This is a genomic window from Psychrosphaera haliotis (genome assembly GCF_009728465.1).
Lineage (GTDB): Bacteria > Pseudomonadota > Gammaproteobacteria > Enterobacterales > Alteromonadaceae > Psychrosphaera > Psychrosphaera haliotis.
Window position 1 is genome coordinate 466,067 of sequence record NZ_WOCD01000003.1, and the last position, 15,768, is coordinate 481,834.

Here is a 15,768-nt window from a genome sequence, read left to right on the forward strand (position 1 = left end):
TTAATCTTTTTTATCGTGATTAATGCGACTTCCATCAGCACCATCTTGATTTTTATACTTTGCGTCTGCACGTGAGGTATAAGGTCGAGCAGCAGGGCCCGTCATTGTTTCGAAGCTCAGTGCACCAATTTTCATGTGGGGTTTTAATGCAAGTGGCAGTTTGCCTGAGTTATAAAACTCTAAAACGATATTGCCTGACCAACCTGGATCAATACGATGTGCAGTTACGTGAACCATGAGTCCAAGTCTAGCCAAAGATGAGCGACCGTCCAGCCAACCAACTAAATTATTCGGGAGCGTTATGGATTCATGTGTAATAGCTAGTGCCAACTCTCCTGGATGAAGGAAAAACGCCTGTTCTTCTTTAAGAACAATCTCGTCTCCCATTACAGATTCTAGCGCTTTTTGAGTTTCTTCTTTTGGACCACTTAAATCGATAAATGGAGCTTGGTGATCTTGAAATACTCTAAACTTATTACCAAGTGTTAAATCAACAGTAATTCCTGAAATAAATTCATTAGATGGACGAGGTAATATGGAGATTTCACCTTGATCTAGTTTAGCTATAATGTCTGTGTCGCAAAGGCGCATGGGTTAATCCATTTTAAATTTATAAAGTTAGAATGCGTTGTTCAGTCTGATTAGACATGTGCATCATAAGAGAAAATACCAGTTTCTGATACTCATTATTTGTATCTAAAAGTGAAAATGGCTTTCCGATATCACCTTGATTCCTAATTTCAGGCTTTAAACTCAACTGAGCCAAAAGCGGAATTTTATGCTTCTCGGCACACAAACTCCCGCCACCAGCCCCAAACAAAGTATGGCTCGCTCCACAGTCTGGACAAGTAAACTGACTCATGTTTTCAACAACACCTAAAATTGGTGTATTCACTTTTTGGAACATTTCAATGCCCTTTTGCGCGTCAGCTAGAGCAATATTTTGAGGCGTAGTAACGATAATCGCACCATGGCATTTTATCTGTTCTGACATCGTCAATTGAATGTCGCCAGTTCCCGGTGGCATATCAACAAAAAGAATATCCAGTTCTGGCCAGTTTGTTTCATTAACAAGTTGCATGAGCGCTCTTGACGCCATTGGCCCCCGCCAAATAGTTGCTTTATCAGCTGGTACAAGGAAACCAATGGAGTTTAAGGCAACATCGTATTTAAACAGCGGCTCCATGGTTTTTTCATCAAAGCTGCTAACATTTTCTCCTTGAAGACCAAACATCATAGGGATAGATGGACCGTAAATATCAGCATCTAACACGCCAACCTTATGACCGAGTTGAGCGGCAGCGGCAGCTAAATTCGCAGTCACTGTGCTTTTACCAACGCCGCCTTTTCCTGATGCAACGGCAATAACAATCTTTGCTTTTTGCGGCAATGAGCTAGGTGGGTGAACAGGCGAATAATTGAAGTGAATCGATATATTGTCAGGTAGGACTTTCAACAACGCCTCTGAAAGCTCAGACTCCACCGCGCCCGGGTAAAATGGCGTAGTTATGAAGACATCACTGCCGCTACCCCCTTTACCTTTGATAACAACAGACATGCGCCCAAAAAGTCCTTCTGGAAAATTAGCAGTGGAAATGCTCTTTAACGCATCAAAAACCTGCACTTTTAATGTGCTTTTGTCCGGCGTTGTTTTTGTTACTTTTTCGGCACTTGCTGGGATACTAGTTTCTGACTCTGAGGATTTGGTGCTTTTTTTACCAAACCAATTAGAAAACTTCATTTTATCGACCTATCAACATATAGAATGGTGCATATTGGTTGCAAATTATGTAACATCGTACACATAAATAGTAGTGTTTTACTATCGATTCTAATAAAGGTTTCTTGAGATATGACAGCACCCCGCAAAATTCTTGTAACTAGCGCCCTTCCTTATGCAAACGGCTCTCTGCATTTAGGCCATTTGATGGAATATATTCAAACGGATATTTGGGTTCGTTTTCAAAAAGCACAAGGTAACGAATGTTACTATGTATGTGCTGATGATGCTCATGGCACACCTATAATGCTAAAAGCTCAGCAACAAGGTATCAGTCCAGAGGATATGGTTGCCGCAGTGCGTGAAGAACGTATTACAGACTTTGCAGATTTTCATATCGAGTTTGAAAACTACCACAGTACACATAGCGACGAGAACCGCGAGCTATCAGCAATGATATACAATCGTCTAAACGACGCTGGTTACATTGCTAAACGTTCTATTAGTCAACTTTTTGATCCAGAAAAAAACATGTTCTTGCCAGACCGCTTTGTTACAGGAACTTGTCCTAAGTGTGGCTCTGAAGATCAAAATGGCGATAGCTGTGATAAGTGTGGTGCAACATACAGCCCTGTCGACTTAAAAGATCCTAAGTCTGTAATATCTGGTGCAACACCTGTGCTTAAAGACTCTGAACATTACTTCTTTGACTTGCCGAAGTTTGAACCAATGCTAAAAGAGTGGTTACACTCAGGCAGTATTCAAACTGAAATGGCAAACAAATTAGAAGAATGGTTTGAGCAAGGATTACAGCAATGGGACATTAGTCGTGACGCGCCTTATTTTGGCTTCGAAATTCCAAATGCACCAGGTAAATATTTTTACGTTTGGCTAGACGCCCCTATCGGGTATATGGCCAGCTTCAAAAACTTCTGTGATAAAACAGATACTGCCGTTAACTTTGATGAGTTTTGGAACGAAGGCAGTGACACTGAGCTTTACCACTTTATTGGTAAAGATATCATCTACTTCCATAGCTTATTCTGGCCAGCAATGCTTGAAGGCGCAAAATTACGTAAGCCAACCAATGTATTTGCACATGGTTTTGTAACTGTAAATGGCGAAAAAATGTCTAAATCTCGCGGCACATTCATCAAAGCCCGAACCTATTTAGATCATTTAAATCCAGAGTACCTGCGCTATTACTTCGCATCTAAACTTAATAGTGGCATTACTGATCTTGATTTAAATCTTGAAGACTTTAGCCAAAAAGTAAACAGTGACTTAATTGGTAAAGTAGTAAATATAGCGAGCCGCTGCGCTGGTTTCATCAAAAAGCGTTTTGATGGAAAGTTATCAGAAAACATTGATAATGTTGAGTTACTGGAAGAATTCCAAGCTGCTAAACCTCGAATTATTGAGCTGTTTGAGCAACGAGAATTTGCTAAGGCAATCCGTGAAATCATGGCGTTAGCAGACTTAGCAAACAAATACATTGATGAAAAAGCGCCTTGGGTATCTGTAAAAGATGAAAACCTGCAGCAACAAACACACGATGTTTGTTCAATGGGAATCAACCTATTCCGTGTACTAATGGCCTACTTAAAACCTGTTCTTCCTGCTATGGCTAAAGAAGTAGAAGCGTTTCTAAACGATACTCTAAGTTTTGATAGCATTGATAAGCCATTGGTTAACCATGAAATCAACAAGTTTAAAGCGTTAATGCAACGTGTTGAAATGGATAAAGTCGAAAAGATGGTTGAAGACTCCAAAGAAAACTTAGTCGCTACTAAACCGGCTGTTTCAAAACCGAAAAAAGCCAAAGTAGAAGCGGATACCACAAACGAAGCTCCAAAAGCACCGTTAGAAGCGGACCCAATTGCTGCTGAAATTGAGTTTGATGACTTTGCGAAAGTGGATATGAGAATTGCTAAGATAGTTTCTGCAGAGCACGTTGAAGGTGCTGAAAAGCTGTTGAAATTCCAACTTGATATTGGTGGTGAAACACGCCAAATATTCTCAGGTATAAAAGCAGCATATTCACCAGAAGACCTTGTTGGTAAATTAACGGTTGTTGTCGTAAACCTTAAACCAAGAAAAATGCGCTTTGGTATGTCTGAAGGTATGATTTTAGCGGCAGGTCCGGGTGGCAAAAACTTGTGGATTTTAGAACCACATAATGGCGCACAACCTGGTATGCGAGTAATGTAACGAAGTTGCGTTAACTAATATAGTTTTCGTAAAGTTTAAAGAGCCAATCTACGGATTGGCTTTTTTTGTGTCAAATATTTACATTTATCTTTTTTATTCCAACAAATAGCGACATTTAAGTTGGCTAATCATTGTAAATTTATACATAATAAACTCATAAAAATTCAATAATTACTTAAAAGCTAAATTCACGACGCCGCTAAAAATTCGGCTAATAGCTAATCAACAATAAAAATAATAATAATTATCAGCAGAAGGAATCATCTATGGACACTTCAAAATTCAGTCCGGTTCACTGGTTAAATCATTGGGCGTCTGAAACGCCAGAGAAAACATTTTTACACCAGCCAAAAGACAGACAAATTGAAACGCATAATTGGGCTCAAATAAAACAGCAAGTTGAAGGTGTTGCAGCCAGCCTTCATCACCTTGGATTAAACAAAGGCGACAAAGTCGCTATATTAGCTAAAAACTGTGCCGAATGGTTTATTACAGATTTAGCCATCATGCGTGCTGGAATGGTAAGCGTGCCAATTTATCCATCGGCAAATGCAGAAACAATTCATTACGTATTAGATCATTCAGAAGCAAAAGCTGTATTCGTTGGTAAATTAGATAAGCAAGAGCTAGCCGATAAAGGCGTTGCAGGCAACATCATTCGATTAGGGATGAGTTACGATACAATTCCCGTGCAATATGACTGGCAACAACTTCAGTCACTCGGCGCACCTATCGAAGAGCACCTGCCGCAAATGGACGACTTGATGTCGATCATTTACACCTCAGGTAGTACTGGTAACCCTAAAGGCGCAATGATCAGCTACAAAGCTTACAATTGGGCGAATGATAAAATTGTTAATGTACTTGGCTTTAACCAAAGTTCTCGTTTCTTATCTTACCTACCACTGGCTCATATAACTGAACGTTGTTTAGTCGAAGGTGCTGCATTCCACTGCAACATGACTATCTACTTTACCGAGTCACTGGAGCATTTTGTTGCAGATTTAAACTATGCTAAACCAACAATCTTCTTTTCAGTACCTCGCTTATGGAGCTTATTCCAGAAGAACATTATCGACAAAATTGGACACTCTAAACTCGAATTTTTGTTAAAGGTTCCAATTGTTTCAGGATTAATTAAGAAAAAGATCCAAAAAGGCCTAGGTTTAGAACATGCTCAAATAGCTGCTTCTGGTTCTGCTCCAATATCTCCGGCTCTTATTGAGTGGTATCAAAAAATTGATATTAATATTTGTGAAGCCTGGGGAATGACTGAAAACTGTATTTATGCCATTGGTAACTTTCCATTCAACCAAGATATGATAGGTACCATTGGAAATGTGCTTGAAGGTTGCGAAATAAAGATATCTGACAATGGCGAGCTACTGTTTAAGAGCGGCGGCTTATTTAATGGTTACTATAAAAATGAAGAAGCCACTATAGAAGCGTTTGACGAAGACGGATTCTTTAAGACTGGCGATTTAGCCAAGATAGAAGAAAACGGCGCTGTTAGACTTGTTGGTCGTGTTAAAGACAACTTCAAAACAGCAAAAGGTAAGTTTGTTCAACCTGTGCCAATTGAAAAACGTTTAGCTCAAGACCCTCACATTGAATTGTTATGTGTTGTTGGTGCTGGTATGGCTGCACCTGTGACATTAGTGCAGTTATCTGAAGGCGCAATGGCAATGCCTCGAGCTCAAGTAGAGAAATCTCTTAAAGAAACGCTAACCGCCGTAAATGGGCATTTAGAGTCTCATGAAAAAGTAGGTGCTATAGTGGTTGTTGAAGAACAGTGGACTCCTGAAAATGACATTTTAACGCCAACGTTAAAAATTAAGCGTCATGTTTTACACGAAAAATATGCATCTCGTGTAGAAGAGCTTAAAGGCCAAGTTATTCTTTGGGAATCAGAGCTATAATTTAAACTCTATTAAATGCTAAAAGCCGGGTGTTTTAAATCAAACAACCCGGCTTTTTTATTTGCGCCTCGCAAGCCAACACATCAATTCATAAGCTTTGCGATACTGCTTATAGGAAGCCTTACCTTTATCGCAACGTCATCAATAGGTTCGTACTAAGAATTTTTAATCAACTGCCTTTGAAGTTTCTGAACTTGATCTCTTAGCTCTGCTGCTTTCTCAAATTCTAAGTTTTTGGCTGCTTCCATCATTTGTGCCTCAACGGCTTTAATGTCTTTGCCAATTTCTATCGGCGACTTAGTTTGATAATCAGCTAGACCTTCTGCTACTAAAATACGCTGTGCAGCATTGGCTGTCTTTTTAGACTCACCAACGTCCATGATATCGCCAATACGCTTAACAATGCCTTTAGGTGTAATTCCGTGCTTCTCATTGTGAGCTTCTTGTATTGCTCTACGACGTTCAGTCTCATCGATGGCTTTTCGCATCGACTTAGTAATACGGTCTCCATAAAGTATCGCTTGACCTCGCACGTTTCTCGCAGCTCGGCCAATGGTCTGTATCAAAGAGCGATCACTTCGTAAGAAACCTTCTTTATCAGCATCTAAAATAGCCACCAACGAAACTTCAGGCATATCTAGGCCTTCTCTAAGTAAGTTGATCCCTACCAACACATCAAACTTACCAGCTCTTAAGTCTCTGATAATTTCAATTCTTTCAACCGTATCAATATCACTATGTAAATAACGAACCTTGATATCATGATCAGATAAGTAATCGGTTAAATCCTCAGCCATGCGTTTTGTTAGCGTTGTAACTAATACACGCTCATTTACCGCCACACGTTTATGAATCTCAGACATCAAATCATCAACTTGCGTTGCAATTGGCCTAACCTCAATTAGTGGGTCAAGTAAACCCGTTGGACGAATAACCTGTTGTGCCACTTCGCCATCGCTTCTTTCAATTTCATGGTTGCCAGGTGTCGCTGATATATAAATAGTCTGTGGCGCTAAACGCTCAAACTCTTCAAACTTAAGCGGCCTATTATCCATCGCAGATGGCAATCTAAAGCCGTACTCAACAAGGTTTGACTTACGAGAGCGATCGCCTTTATACATAGCGCCAATTTGAGATACCGTTACATGTGACTCATCAATGATAAGCAACCCGTCAGCTGGAAAATAATCTATCAAGGTTGGTGGTGGAGCACCAGGATCGCGATTTGACAAATACCTTGAGTAGTTTTCAATACCCGAGCAATACCCAAGCTCTTGCATCATCTCAATATCAAATAACGTTCTTTGGCTAATTCGTTGTTCTTCGATTAGTTTATTGTTGTCTTTAAGCTGCTTTTTGCGCTCTCTCAACTCATCTTTAATATGATCAATAGCCTTAAGAATTTTCTCTCGTGGTGTTACATAGTGTGTTTTTGGAAATATTGTCGCCCGTGTAATTTGACGTTCTAACGCACCTGTAAGCGGATCAAATTGGGTGATGCGCTCAATTTCTTCATCAAATAGCTCAACTCTAACGGCAAACTTATCGGAGTCAGCCGGGTAAATGTCAATAACATCGCCTCTAACACGATAACAACCACGCTGAAAATCAACGTCATTACGAGTATATTGTAGCTCTGCTAGTCGTCTTAGAATTTGACGTTGGTCAACCATATCGCCTTCACGAAGATGCAAAAGCATTTTCATATAAGACTCAGGATCACCAAGTCCATAAATTGCCGATACTGAGGCAATAATGATTACGTCACGGCGCTCCATTAATGCTTTTGTAGCAGATAAACGCATTTGCTCAATATGCTCATTTATAGATGCATCTTTTTCTATAACGTATCCGTGGAAGCAACGTAGGCTTCTGGCTGATAATAATCGTAATAAGAAACAAAATACTCAACGGCATTGTCAGGGAAAAAGTCCTTCATTTCGCCATAAAGCTGCGCAGCTAATGTTTTGTTGTGTGCCATTATTAATGTAGGACGCGATACGTTGCGAATAACATTGGCCATGGTAAAAGTTTTACCGGTACCAGTAGCACCTAACAAGGTTTGATAGGCAAGACCGTCTTCAAGCCCTTCTGTTAGCTGCTTTATTGCCGTTGGCTGATCGCCACTTGGCTCATATTCACTAACTAACTTAAATGGCTTTTCTAGCTTTTCCATTACGACTGCTCCGCTATCACTTTGTTACTTTCAATTGAAGTCTCTAGGGTACGAACAAACCACCGATAAGCGATCAAAGCGGTAAACAGATTACCAATCACTCCACCTACAAATAATCCTATTAAGCCAAAAAAGTGAGAACCTAAATAAGCAAACGGCACAAAAAAGACAAATAAGCGAATAACAGAGAGCACTAAAGCAAACATAGGTTTATGTAACGCATTAAATGAAGAGTTGGTTAAGATAATAATGCCTTGTAAGCCATAGCCTAGGGGCATAGTCCAAATAAACAGTTTAATAACGAACATCACCTCTGGATCATCTTTACCAAAGGCAAAAGCAATGACGCCAGCCAATAAACAAAGCGCCAAATAAATAACGAGCTGGCATATCATCACAAATTTAGTGGTTTTTTTGTATGCCTCAAAAACTCTGTCCCATTGATTAGCGCCAAAGTTTTGTGAAATAAAAGGCGGTAACGTCATGGACAACGCCAAAACGACTAAGCTCGCAATACTTTCTATTCTAGAGCCAACGCCAAAACCGGCTACAGCTGCAGTGCCGTAAGTAGCCACGATAGCTGTTAAAACGGCCATCGCGATCGGTGTTAACATGTTTGCACCCGCGGCAGGTAAGCCAATCTTTAAAATCTTTCTACCTATAGTGATGAGTTCACTGAATTTAACTAGTTGTGAGGCTATCAACTTTTTCCTAACCGTTAGGATATAAATAATAATTAATAAGCCAATTCCCCAAGAGACAACACTTGCTATTGCAGCGCCTTGGATCCCTAACGCCGGTACCGGGCCAAAACCAAAAATAAGAATGGGGTCGAGGATGGCATTGATGAGTCCAGTACCACCCATTAACATGCTGGGCGTTTTAGTATCGCCATTCGCTCTTAATATAGAGTTACCAATCATAGGTAACATAAGAAACACGGAACCAATATACCAAACATCCATATATTCATGAATTAACGGCATTAAGTCTTGAGTCGCACCGAGTGCAGAAAAAATGATATCGGTAAGGTTGTACATTACAACTGCTAGCATAATCACTAATATAAAGGATAATATTAGCGCACCCTGCCCGTCTGCTTTTGACTCTTCTTTATTACCACTGCCGTTTGCCTTCGCGACAATTGCCGATGTACCTATCCCTAAACCAATAGCCAAACTAATAATCGTAAAGGTTACCGGAAAAGTAAAACTGATAGCCGCTAATGGTTCCGTTCCTAATAAACCAATAAAAAAGGTGTCTACAAGATTGAATGACATTAATAAAATCATGCCGTACATAACTTGTTTGGTCATTTTTTTAAAGTTGGAGCGATTGGACCCGTAAGTAAATTTTGAGAAGAAGACATAAATCCCACACAGTTATAAACAAGGACTGTATTCTAGAGAATGTTTGGTCAAGGTTCACGTAATAATGAGTCTTAATTGATCTTTATTTAAACTCGTAGATTTTTAGTATCAGATTTCGGTATATATCAAGAAATATTTTTCTTTTTGTAATAAATATACTGCTATTGTACACAGCTATAATCCGTTTCCTGAGTGCAGCGATTAAAAATCAAACCAAGCAGTCAAAAAAACACAAAACACACTTAACCAATTGTTTTAATTAAATATTATAAAAAATAACAAAAAACCACAAAGAACCTATTGACACCCGAATCTACTGGCCTACGAGATTATATTACAATATAACTCACAGAGTTATCCACAGAAACAGTGGATAACAAGCTACAGACCTTGTATTTATTAAGATCAGGATCCTCGCCACTTGCTTAGTTCAATTTTTGTACCAATCAAGCTTGCTTTTTATGCTTTTCCCGCTGAAGAAATTTATAACTGCTCAATCCGTGTGCAAACAGACATAAATCTTGAATTTCACTACAAAATAAGGTTGACAGTAAAGGGTCCTGTAATTAACATTGCGCCCCGTTGTTGAGCAGTATTTGCTAAATGACGTTGTAGTTCCCCCTTAGCTCAGTTGGTTAGAGCGACGGACTGTTAATCCGCAGGTCCCCCGTTCGAGTCGGGGAGGGGGAGCCACTTTAGTATTACACCTAGTAATACATTTTATGAAATTCCCCCTTAGCTCAGTTGGTTAGAGCGACGGACTGTTAATCCGCAGGTCCCCCGTTCGAGTCGGGGAGGGGGAGCCATTTCATAAGTCAATTTTATTGTTCCCCCTTAGCTCAGTTGGTTAGAGCGACGGACTGTTAATCCGCAGGTCCCCCGTTCGAGTCGGGGAGGGGGAGCCAATAAAATATAATTCCTACTAAAAACGCCCTCTTCTTTTACTTCTAATTTGTTTATTTAACATAACTTTTCTGATTTAATACGTCTAAATATTGATCTTTGAATTTCATTATTAATTCCAATGCTATTCTTATATCTATTACAAAACATTTTTCAGCAAAGGAGAACGCATGAATAAGCTGAGAAGCCTGCTTTTCATTCAGTTTATGAGCGGCTTATTTATAGGACTAATTTTAGTCTTGCTTGGTACTTTCATGACATCAGCTCTAATAGAGCAGCAACAGATTGAAAATACAAAACTTATTCAAGTTCTTGCAGATAGCAATGTAACCGGCGATCCAAAAGTTTTATCAAAACAAATTAAAGACGCTGTCGAGTTAGACCTTCTTCAAATAACTAACCAAGAAGGCAACCAACTTTATAATTTTGAACAAAACAAAAGTAAGCAACCCGTTCTTGTAACATTACTCCGCCAAGCTGACCTTTATACCAAACCTCGAACGGTAGCGACCAACAGCGGCAACCTAATTATTAAATTTCACTCAAATTACTCAGCGGTTTTAACTCCTCTGTATGACGTGTTTTTAGGTCTTTTGTTTTTACCCATTATTATCATTTAGTTAGCTTCGGTTTATTTAAGTCATTCATAAAAAACACCTTTAGTAAGACATCCGATGTACTTGCCGACTTAGTCACAAAAATAACAAACAACAAACACTAGATGGCAAAAGCGACTTTAATAAACTTCCGTTACAATTTGGTTCAACAATTTCAGCGTTAAAACGCTTGGGTAAGTTCGTAAACAATACATTAAGTGAGTTTGAAAAGTCCGCGTCTGAACTGAAGATTGAAGCATTCAAAGACAGCTTAACTGACCTTCCGAATCGACCCGATTTGTAGAGTACTTTGAATCAGAAATAATAAACTCTGACAAAAACACACCATTTGGTGTTTTAGCGCTGCTGCGTGCAACAGAGCTGCAACATATTAACCAGTCTAAAGGTTACCAAGAAGGTGATAAATATATAAAAGGTCTTTCCGAAATTTTAGAGAAAGTAGTGCACACCTATAACGGTGCCAGTATTTATCGCTTAAACGGATCTGATTTCGGAATAATTGTACCTAATATTACAATTAAAGAAGCTGACGTAATGGCACAAAACATTCACTCTAGGTTAAATGAGTATATGCGTGCCTCCGAACTGTCAGCTATTGGCAGCATGGGTATAGTCAGTTATGGAAAAGACAAACCTTTAGGTGAGCTGTTAGCGGCCGCCGATACAGCAATTAGTTTAGCTCAAACAAAACATGTTAATGCATGGCATATTCAAAAGGACTCCAACTTACAGCAAAACTCAACCTCTGCTTTTGGCAATCAAAATTGGCGAAACATTATTGATGATGTGATCAAGCAATCTAGCGTAACGCTTCTGTTCCAACCAATAAATGCCGCTAATCGAAGTAGTAAAGCTTATACGGAAGTCTATTCACGATTTAAATTAGAAGATGGCCAAGTCCTACCAACGGCCTCATTTTTAGCAATGGCGGAAAAGCTTAACCGTGTTGTTGATATTGATCGCATGATCATAGAGAAAGTATTTGACGTAATTAAAACAAAGAACATGGCTGACAAGTTTTTTGGCATCAACATATCACCAACATCTGCTCACGACGATCAGTTTATGATCTGGCTAGAACGTAGATTATTAAAAGAAGCAAACCTAGCCACTAAGCTTATTTTTGAAATTTCAGAATACGGTCTTCAACAAAATGTAAACTCGTCACGTCGTTTCATTGATATGCTTCATAGAGCCGGCTCACGTGTCACTGTAGAAAAATTTGGTGTTGGTATAACGTCATTTAAATTTTTCCAAGAATTAAAACCAGACTTTATAAAGTTAGACGGTAGCTACACTCGAGATATCGCTGATCAGAAAAACAATCAATATTTCATTCGTATGATCGTCGATTTGTCGCATCGAATTGGTGTAAATGTTTTAGCGGAATGTGTAGAAACACAGGAAGAAAAACATGTTTTAGAGAAGTTATTTGTTGATGGTTGCCAAGGTTATTATATTGGCAAGCCAGCAGCTCTTTAAACGTTCACTCTAATTCATTCCATTAAAGCGTCATTTTTGACGCTTTTTTTTATTAAATCGAAATATCCTTACAGTTCGTATGTTGTTAAAAGGAACATAAAAAAGGATAATGTAAAGATTGTTAATCTATAGCTGAAACTTATGACCGAATACTTCTTGTTACTCATCAGTACTGTGCTCGTCAATAACTTTGTACTAGTGAAGTTTCTTGGGCTTTGTCCGTTTATGGGCGTTTCAAGTAAAATTGAAACGGCACTTGGAATGGCAATGGCCACGACCTTCGTTTTAACATTGGCATCTATGAGTAGCTATTTAATTAACACTTATATCCTTCAACCTCTTGAATTAGAGTTTCTAAGAACCATCGCCTTTATTTTAGTTATTGCCGTTGTTGTTCAATTTACCGAAATGGTTGTCCATAAAACCAGTCCAAAGCTGTATCGCTTGTTAGGTATCTTTTTACCATTGATCACAACAAACTGCGCTGTACTTGGTGTAGCCCTATTAAATGTGAACGCTGAACATAACTTTGCAGAGTCCATCGTATATGGTTTTGGTGCTGCCGTTGGTTTCTCATTAGTATTAATACTGTTTGCGGCGATGCGCGAAACGTCTAGCAGCTGCGGACGTGCCTCACCTTTTAAAGGTTCAGCTATTGCCATGGTCACAGCAGGTTTAATGTCATTAGCATTTTTAGGATTTGCAGGGTTGGTATCGTTTTAATGGACATTTTATTTTACGCTCTCATCGCACTTGCTGTACTGGCCATAATATTTGGTGCACTTCTTGGTTACGCGTCTGAGCGCTTTAAAGTAGAGGCAGATCCACTCGTGATCAGCTTAATTATTTATTGCCGCAAACCCAATGTGGCCAATGCGGTTATCCTGGTTGTAAGCCTTACGCTGAAGCTATCGCAAATGGGGACGAAATCAATAAATGTCCTCCTGGCGGTGAAGCAACAATTAAAAACATCGCAGACTTAATGGGCGTTGATGCAAAGCCGTTAGATGAAGCTCATGGCGAAGAAGATGTTAAAAAAGTAGCTTATATTCGCGAAGATGAGTGTATTGGCTGTACTAAGTGTATTCAAGCTTGCCCTGTTGATGCCATTGTGGGCGCATCGAAGTAATGCATACCGTAATTGTTGATGAATGTACTGGTTGTGATTTATGCGTAGAGCCTTGCCCGGTTGACTGTATTGATATGGTCCCAGTTAAAGCACCAACTACGCACTGGAAGTGGAATCAGCCACTAATCCCAGTTAAAAACGTTCAGTAATTAGAATTGAAGAAATTAACGTTGAGAAAGGTTTCATTTTGCAATCCGAATTAAGTCTATTAGAACAAATTAAACTCGAAAAAATCTGGGATTTTCCAGGTGGCATTCACCCGAGTGAGAAAAAGGATTTATCTAACCAGGCTCCTATTGCAAACTTGCCCGTTAGTAAGCGATATTACGTGCCCGTAAAACAACATATTGGCTCCGTTGATGACATCATCGTATCAATCGGTGATAGCGTATTAGAAAATCAACCGCTAACATCAAGCAACCTAACAATGACGGTTCCCGTTTTCACTCTCCTATTTCTGGAAAAGTGGTAGCAATTGCTCCTCATGTTTCAGCGCATCCATCTGCACAACCTGAACTAACCATTATTATTGACGCAGACAGCGAACAAGTTTCTGCTCCATTAACCCCAATGACGAATTGGCAGGACAAAGACAAAGTTGAGTTAACAGAGCAACTTAAAGTGATGGGCTTAAGTGGTATGGGCGGAGCTGGTTTCCCAACCCATATAAAATGTTTCCATCAAAACCAATCGACCTGTTGATTTTAAATGGGGTGGAATGTGAACCTTACATAACATCAGACGATACTTTAATGCGTTATTTCTCAAAGGAAATAGTCCAAGGCGCAGAAATACTTCAACATATTGTATCGGCCAAAGTATGTATTATTGGTATTGAAGACAACAAACCTGACGCCATCAAAGCGCTCAAAGCGGCCACTAAAGATATTGCAAACATTAACGTTAGAGTCGTCCCCACTAAGTACCCTTCTGGCGGCGAAAAACAGCTCATTCAATTGTTAACTGGATTGCAAGTTCCAAGTGGTGGCATTCCAGCGGACCTCGGTATTGTAATGCAAAACGTTGGTACAGCCTTTGCCGTTAAAGAAGCAATCATAGACGGAAAGCCATTAACCAAACGTGTTGTTACTATTACTGGCGAAACCTTAAAAAGCCCTCAAAACGTATGGGCAAAACTAGGTACACCAACCCAAGACTTACTTGACTTTGCTGGCCATACTCCAGAAAAGCAACAACGTATAATTATGGGCGGCCCAATGATGGGCTTTTCAATTTTAGATGCGTCTACACCTGTTGTGAAAACCACCAACTGCATTCTTGCGCCATCAGCAAAAAAACTTCCTCCACAAGGCGATGAACAAGCCTGTATTCGTTGTGGACTTTGTGCTGATGCCTGTCCTGCTGAATTACTTCCGCAGCAGTTGCAATGGTTTGCTAAAGCCAAAGATCACGACAAATTGTCAGAATACAACTTATTTGACTGCATTGAGTGTGGGGCCTGCGCGTATGTTTGCCCTAGTCAAATCCCACTTGTTCAGTATTACCGAACGAGCAAAGCGGAAATCCGCGAAATTGAGCAGGAAAAAATTAAATCCGAAAAAGCTCGGGTGAGATTTGAACAACGTCAAGAAAGGCTTGAGCGCGAAAAACAAGAGCGACTTGCAAAACATAAAGCCTCCGCTGAAAAACGAGCAAAAGCACTCGAGAAAGACACCAGTGCAAAAGACAAGATTGCAGCAGCGTTAGCACGAGCTAAAGCGAAAAAACAAGCAAGTTCTGATGAATCAAATGACTCAGTTAGTAAGTCAAATACCACAACAAGCTCTGATTCAACGCCAGCAACAAAACCAGCGAATGCCGCCAAAGATAAAGTGGCTGAAGCAATAGCGAGAGCAAAAGCTAAAAAAGCAGCCAAAGAGCAACAAGAGAGCGCTGAAATACAGGCAGACAAAAAAGCACAACCAGTTGAAGCAGAAACAACCTCGACTGAATCTGTCTCCACTGCTGAGCAAGAGCGAAAAGCCAAAGTAGCCGCGGCGATTGCCAGAGCAAAACAAAAACGTGAAGAAGCAAAAGCGGCATCACAAGAAAAAACTACCGAAGCTGAAACTAAGACTAATGAGCCTGAAGCTAAGAGTAGTGAGCCTCAAGCTAAGATAGAACCGCAGATTGGTTCTGAGCCTGAAGAAGAAACTCCGCTTACTGCAGAGCAAATTCGTAAACAAAAAGTAGCCGCAGCCATTGCTAAAGCTAAAGCCAAAAAAGCGAAGAGTGAATAAT

The 15,768-nt window shown here is 39.8% G+C and carries 11 protein-coding genes, 3 tRNA genes and 3 pseudogenes; 13 read left to right on the forward strand and 4 right to left on the reverse strand.

What is annotated here, in order from left to right; all coding sequences use genetic code 11:
* Together dcd and GNP35_RS06985 are read right to left on the reverse strand one after the other, a co-directional pair.
* Entirely contained in the window at positions 1 to 591 is a 591-nt protein-coding gene (gene dcd / locus GNP35_RS06980; RefSeq protein ID WP_155695442.1) for a dCTP deaminase, read from the reverse strand.
* 19 nt (positions 592 to 610) lie between these two features.
* Entirely contained in the window at positions 611 to 1,741 is a 1,131-nt protein-coding gene (locus tag GNP35_RS06985) for an Mrp/NBP35 family ATP-binding protein (RefSeq protein WP_230961327.1), read from the reverse strand.
* Positions 1,742 to 1,852: 111 nt separating this feature from the next.
* Here GNP35_RS06985 and metG point away from each other — a divergent pair, with 111 nt between their 5' ends.
* Both metG and GNP35_RS06995 read left to right on the forward strand, forming a co-directional pair.
* On the forward strand, positions 1,853 to 3,931 hold the full coding sequence (gene metG, locus GNP35_RS06990; protein WP_155695443.1) for a methionine--tRNA ligase: 2,079 nt from the start codon (positions 1,853 to 1,855) through the stop codon (positions 3,929 to 3,931).
* Positions 3,932 to 4,197: 266 nt separating this feature from the next.
* Positions 4,198 to 5,850 carry an AMP-binding protein gene (locus tag GNP35_RS06995; RefSeq protein ID WP_155695444.1) on the forward strand — a complete coding sequence of 551 codons (1,653 nt, stop codon included), beginning with the start codon at positions 4,198 to 4,200 and terminating at the stop codon, positions 5,848 to 5,850.
* Between the two features lie 155 nt (positions 5,851 to 6,005).
* Here the strand turns inward: GNP35_RS06995 and uvrB are convergent.
* Together uvrB and GNP35_RS07005 are read right to left on the reverse strand one after the other, a co-directional pair.
* Positions 6,006 to 8,026 (reverse strand): annotated as a pseudogene (uvrB, locus tag GNP35_RS07000) (excinuclease ABC subunit UvrB).
* The gene (locus GNP35_RS07005) at positions 8,026 to 9,342 is read right to left on the reverse strand and encodes an MATE family efflux transporter (RefSeq protein WP_414153677.1); all 1,317 of its coding nucleotides are present in this window, start codon (positions 9,340 to 9,342) and stop codon (positions 8,026 to 8,028) included. The pseudogene uvrB and the gene GNP35_RS07005 overlap by 1 nt, the downstream one beginning before the upstream one ends.
* Before the next feature lie 670 nt (positions 9,343 to 10,012).
* Between GNP35_RS07005 and GNP35_RS07010 the strand changes: the two genes are divergently transcribed.
* The 11 genes and pseudogenes from GNP35_RS07010 to rsxC all read left to right on the forward strand — a co-directional run bounded on the left by GNP35_RS07010 (position 10,013) and on the right by rsxC (position 15,767).
* Positions 10,013 to 10,089: transfer RNA gene (locus GNP35_RS07010), tRNA-Asn, on the forward strand.
* A 36-nt stretch (positions 10,090 to 10,125) separates the two neighbouring features.
* A tRNA-Asn gene (locus GNP35_RS07015) sits at positions 10,126 to 10,202 on the forward strand.
* A gap of 22 nt (positions 10,203 to 10,224) precedes the next feature.
* A tRNA-Asn gene (locus GNP35_RS07020) sits at positions 10,225 to 10,301 on the forward strand.
* Positions 10,302 to 10,469: 168 nt separating this feature from the next.
* The gene (locus GNP35_RS07025) at positions 10,470 to 10,919 is read left to right on the forward strand and encodes a hypothetical protein (protein ID WP_155695445.1); all 450 of its coding nucleotides are present in this window, start codon (positions 10,470 to 10,472) and stop codon (positions 10,917 to 10,919) included.
* A 285-nt stretch (positions 10,920 to 11,204) separates the two neighbouring features.
* A pseudogene (locus GNP35_RS16275) lies at positions 11,205 to 11,597 on the forward strand (GGDEF domain-containing protein); the annotation flags it as partial.
* The gene (locus tag GNP35_RS16280; protein ID WP_414153686.1) at positions 11,586 to 12,398 is read left to right on the forward strand and encodes an EAL domain-containing protein; all 813 of its coding nucleotides are present in this window, start codon (positions 11,586 to 11,588) and stop codon (positions 12,396 to 12,398) included. The pseudogene GNP35_RS16275 and the gene GNP35_RS16280, both read left to right, overlap by 12 nt.
* Positions 12,399 to 12,539: 141 nt before the next feature.
* Positions 12,540 to 13,121, forward strand: a complete 582-nt coding sequence (rsxA, locus tag GNP35_RS07035; RefSeq protein ID WP_155695447.1) for an electron transport complex subunit RsxA — start codon at positions 12,540 to 12,542, stop codon at positions 13,119 to 13,121.
* Positions 13,121 to 13,676 (forward strand): annotated as a pseudogene (gene rsxB / locus GNP35_RS07040) (electron transport complex subunit RsxB). Before rsxA ends, rsxB begins: the two are co-directional and overlap by 1 nt.
* Positions 13,677 to 13,714: 38 nt before the next feature.
* On the forward strand, positions 13,715 to 13,999 hold the full coding sequence (locus GNP35_RS15615; RefSeq protein WP_230961328.1) for a hypothetical protein: 285 nt from the start codon (positions 13,715 to 13,717) through the stop codon (positions 13,997 to 13,999).
* Complete coding sequence (locus tag GNP35_RS15620) at positions 13,993 to 14,229, forward strand: hypothetical protein (protein ID WP_230961329.1); 237 nt, start codon at positions 13,993 to 13,995, stop codon at positions 14,227 to 14,229. Before GNP35_RS15615 ends, GNP35_RS15620 begins: the two co-directional genes overlap by 7 nt.
* Positions 14,199 to 15,767, forward strand: a complete 1,569-nt coding sequence (rsxC, locus tag GNP35_RS07045) for an electron transport complex subunit RsxC (protein WP_230961330.1) — start codon at positions 14,199 to 14,201, stop codon at positions 15,765 to 15,767. The genes GNP35_RS15620 and rsxC overlap by 31 nt, the downstream gene beginning before the upstream one ends.
* Position 15,768: the final 1 nt, after the last annotated feature.

Coding starts and splice junctions, on each gene's coding strand:
- GNP35_RS07025 (WP_155695445.1), top strand. CDS start 10,470: ATGAATAAGCTGAGAAGCCTGCTTTTCATTCAGTTTATGAGCGGCTTA.
- rsxC (WP_230961330.1), top strand. CDS start 14,199: ATGTTTCCATCAAAACCAATCGACCTGTTGATTTTAAATGGGGTGGAA.
- GNP35_RS06995 (WP_155695444.1), top strand. CDS start 4,198: ATGGACACTTCAAAATTCAGTCCGGTTCACTGGTTAAATCATTGGGCG.
- metG (WP_155695443.1), top strand. CDS start 1,853: ATGACAGCACCCCGCAAAATTCTTGTAACTAGCGCCCTTCCTTATGCA.
- rsxA (WP_155695447.1), top strand. CDS start 12,540: ATGACCGAATACTTCTTGTTACTCATCAGTACTGTGCTCGTCAATAAC.
- GNP35_RS06985 (WP_230961327.1), bottom strand. CDS start 1,741: ATGAAGTTTTCTAATTGGTTTGGTAAAAAAAGCACCAAATCCTCAGAG.
- dcd (WP_155695442.1), bottom strand. CDS start 591: ATGCGCCTTTGCGACACAGACATTATAGCTAAACTAGATCAAGGTGAA.
- GNP35_RS07005 (WP_414153677.1), bottom strand. CDS start 9,342: ATGACCAAACAAGTTATGTACGGCATGATTTTATTAATGTCATTCAAT.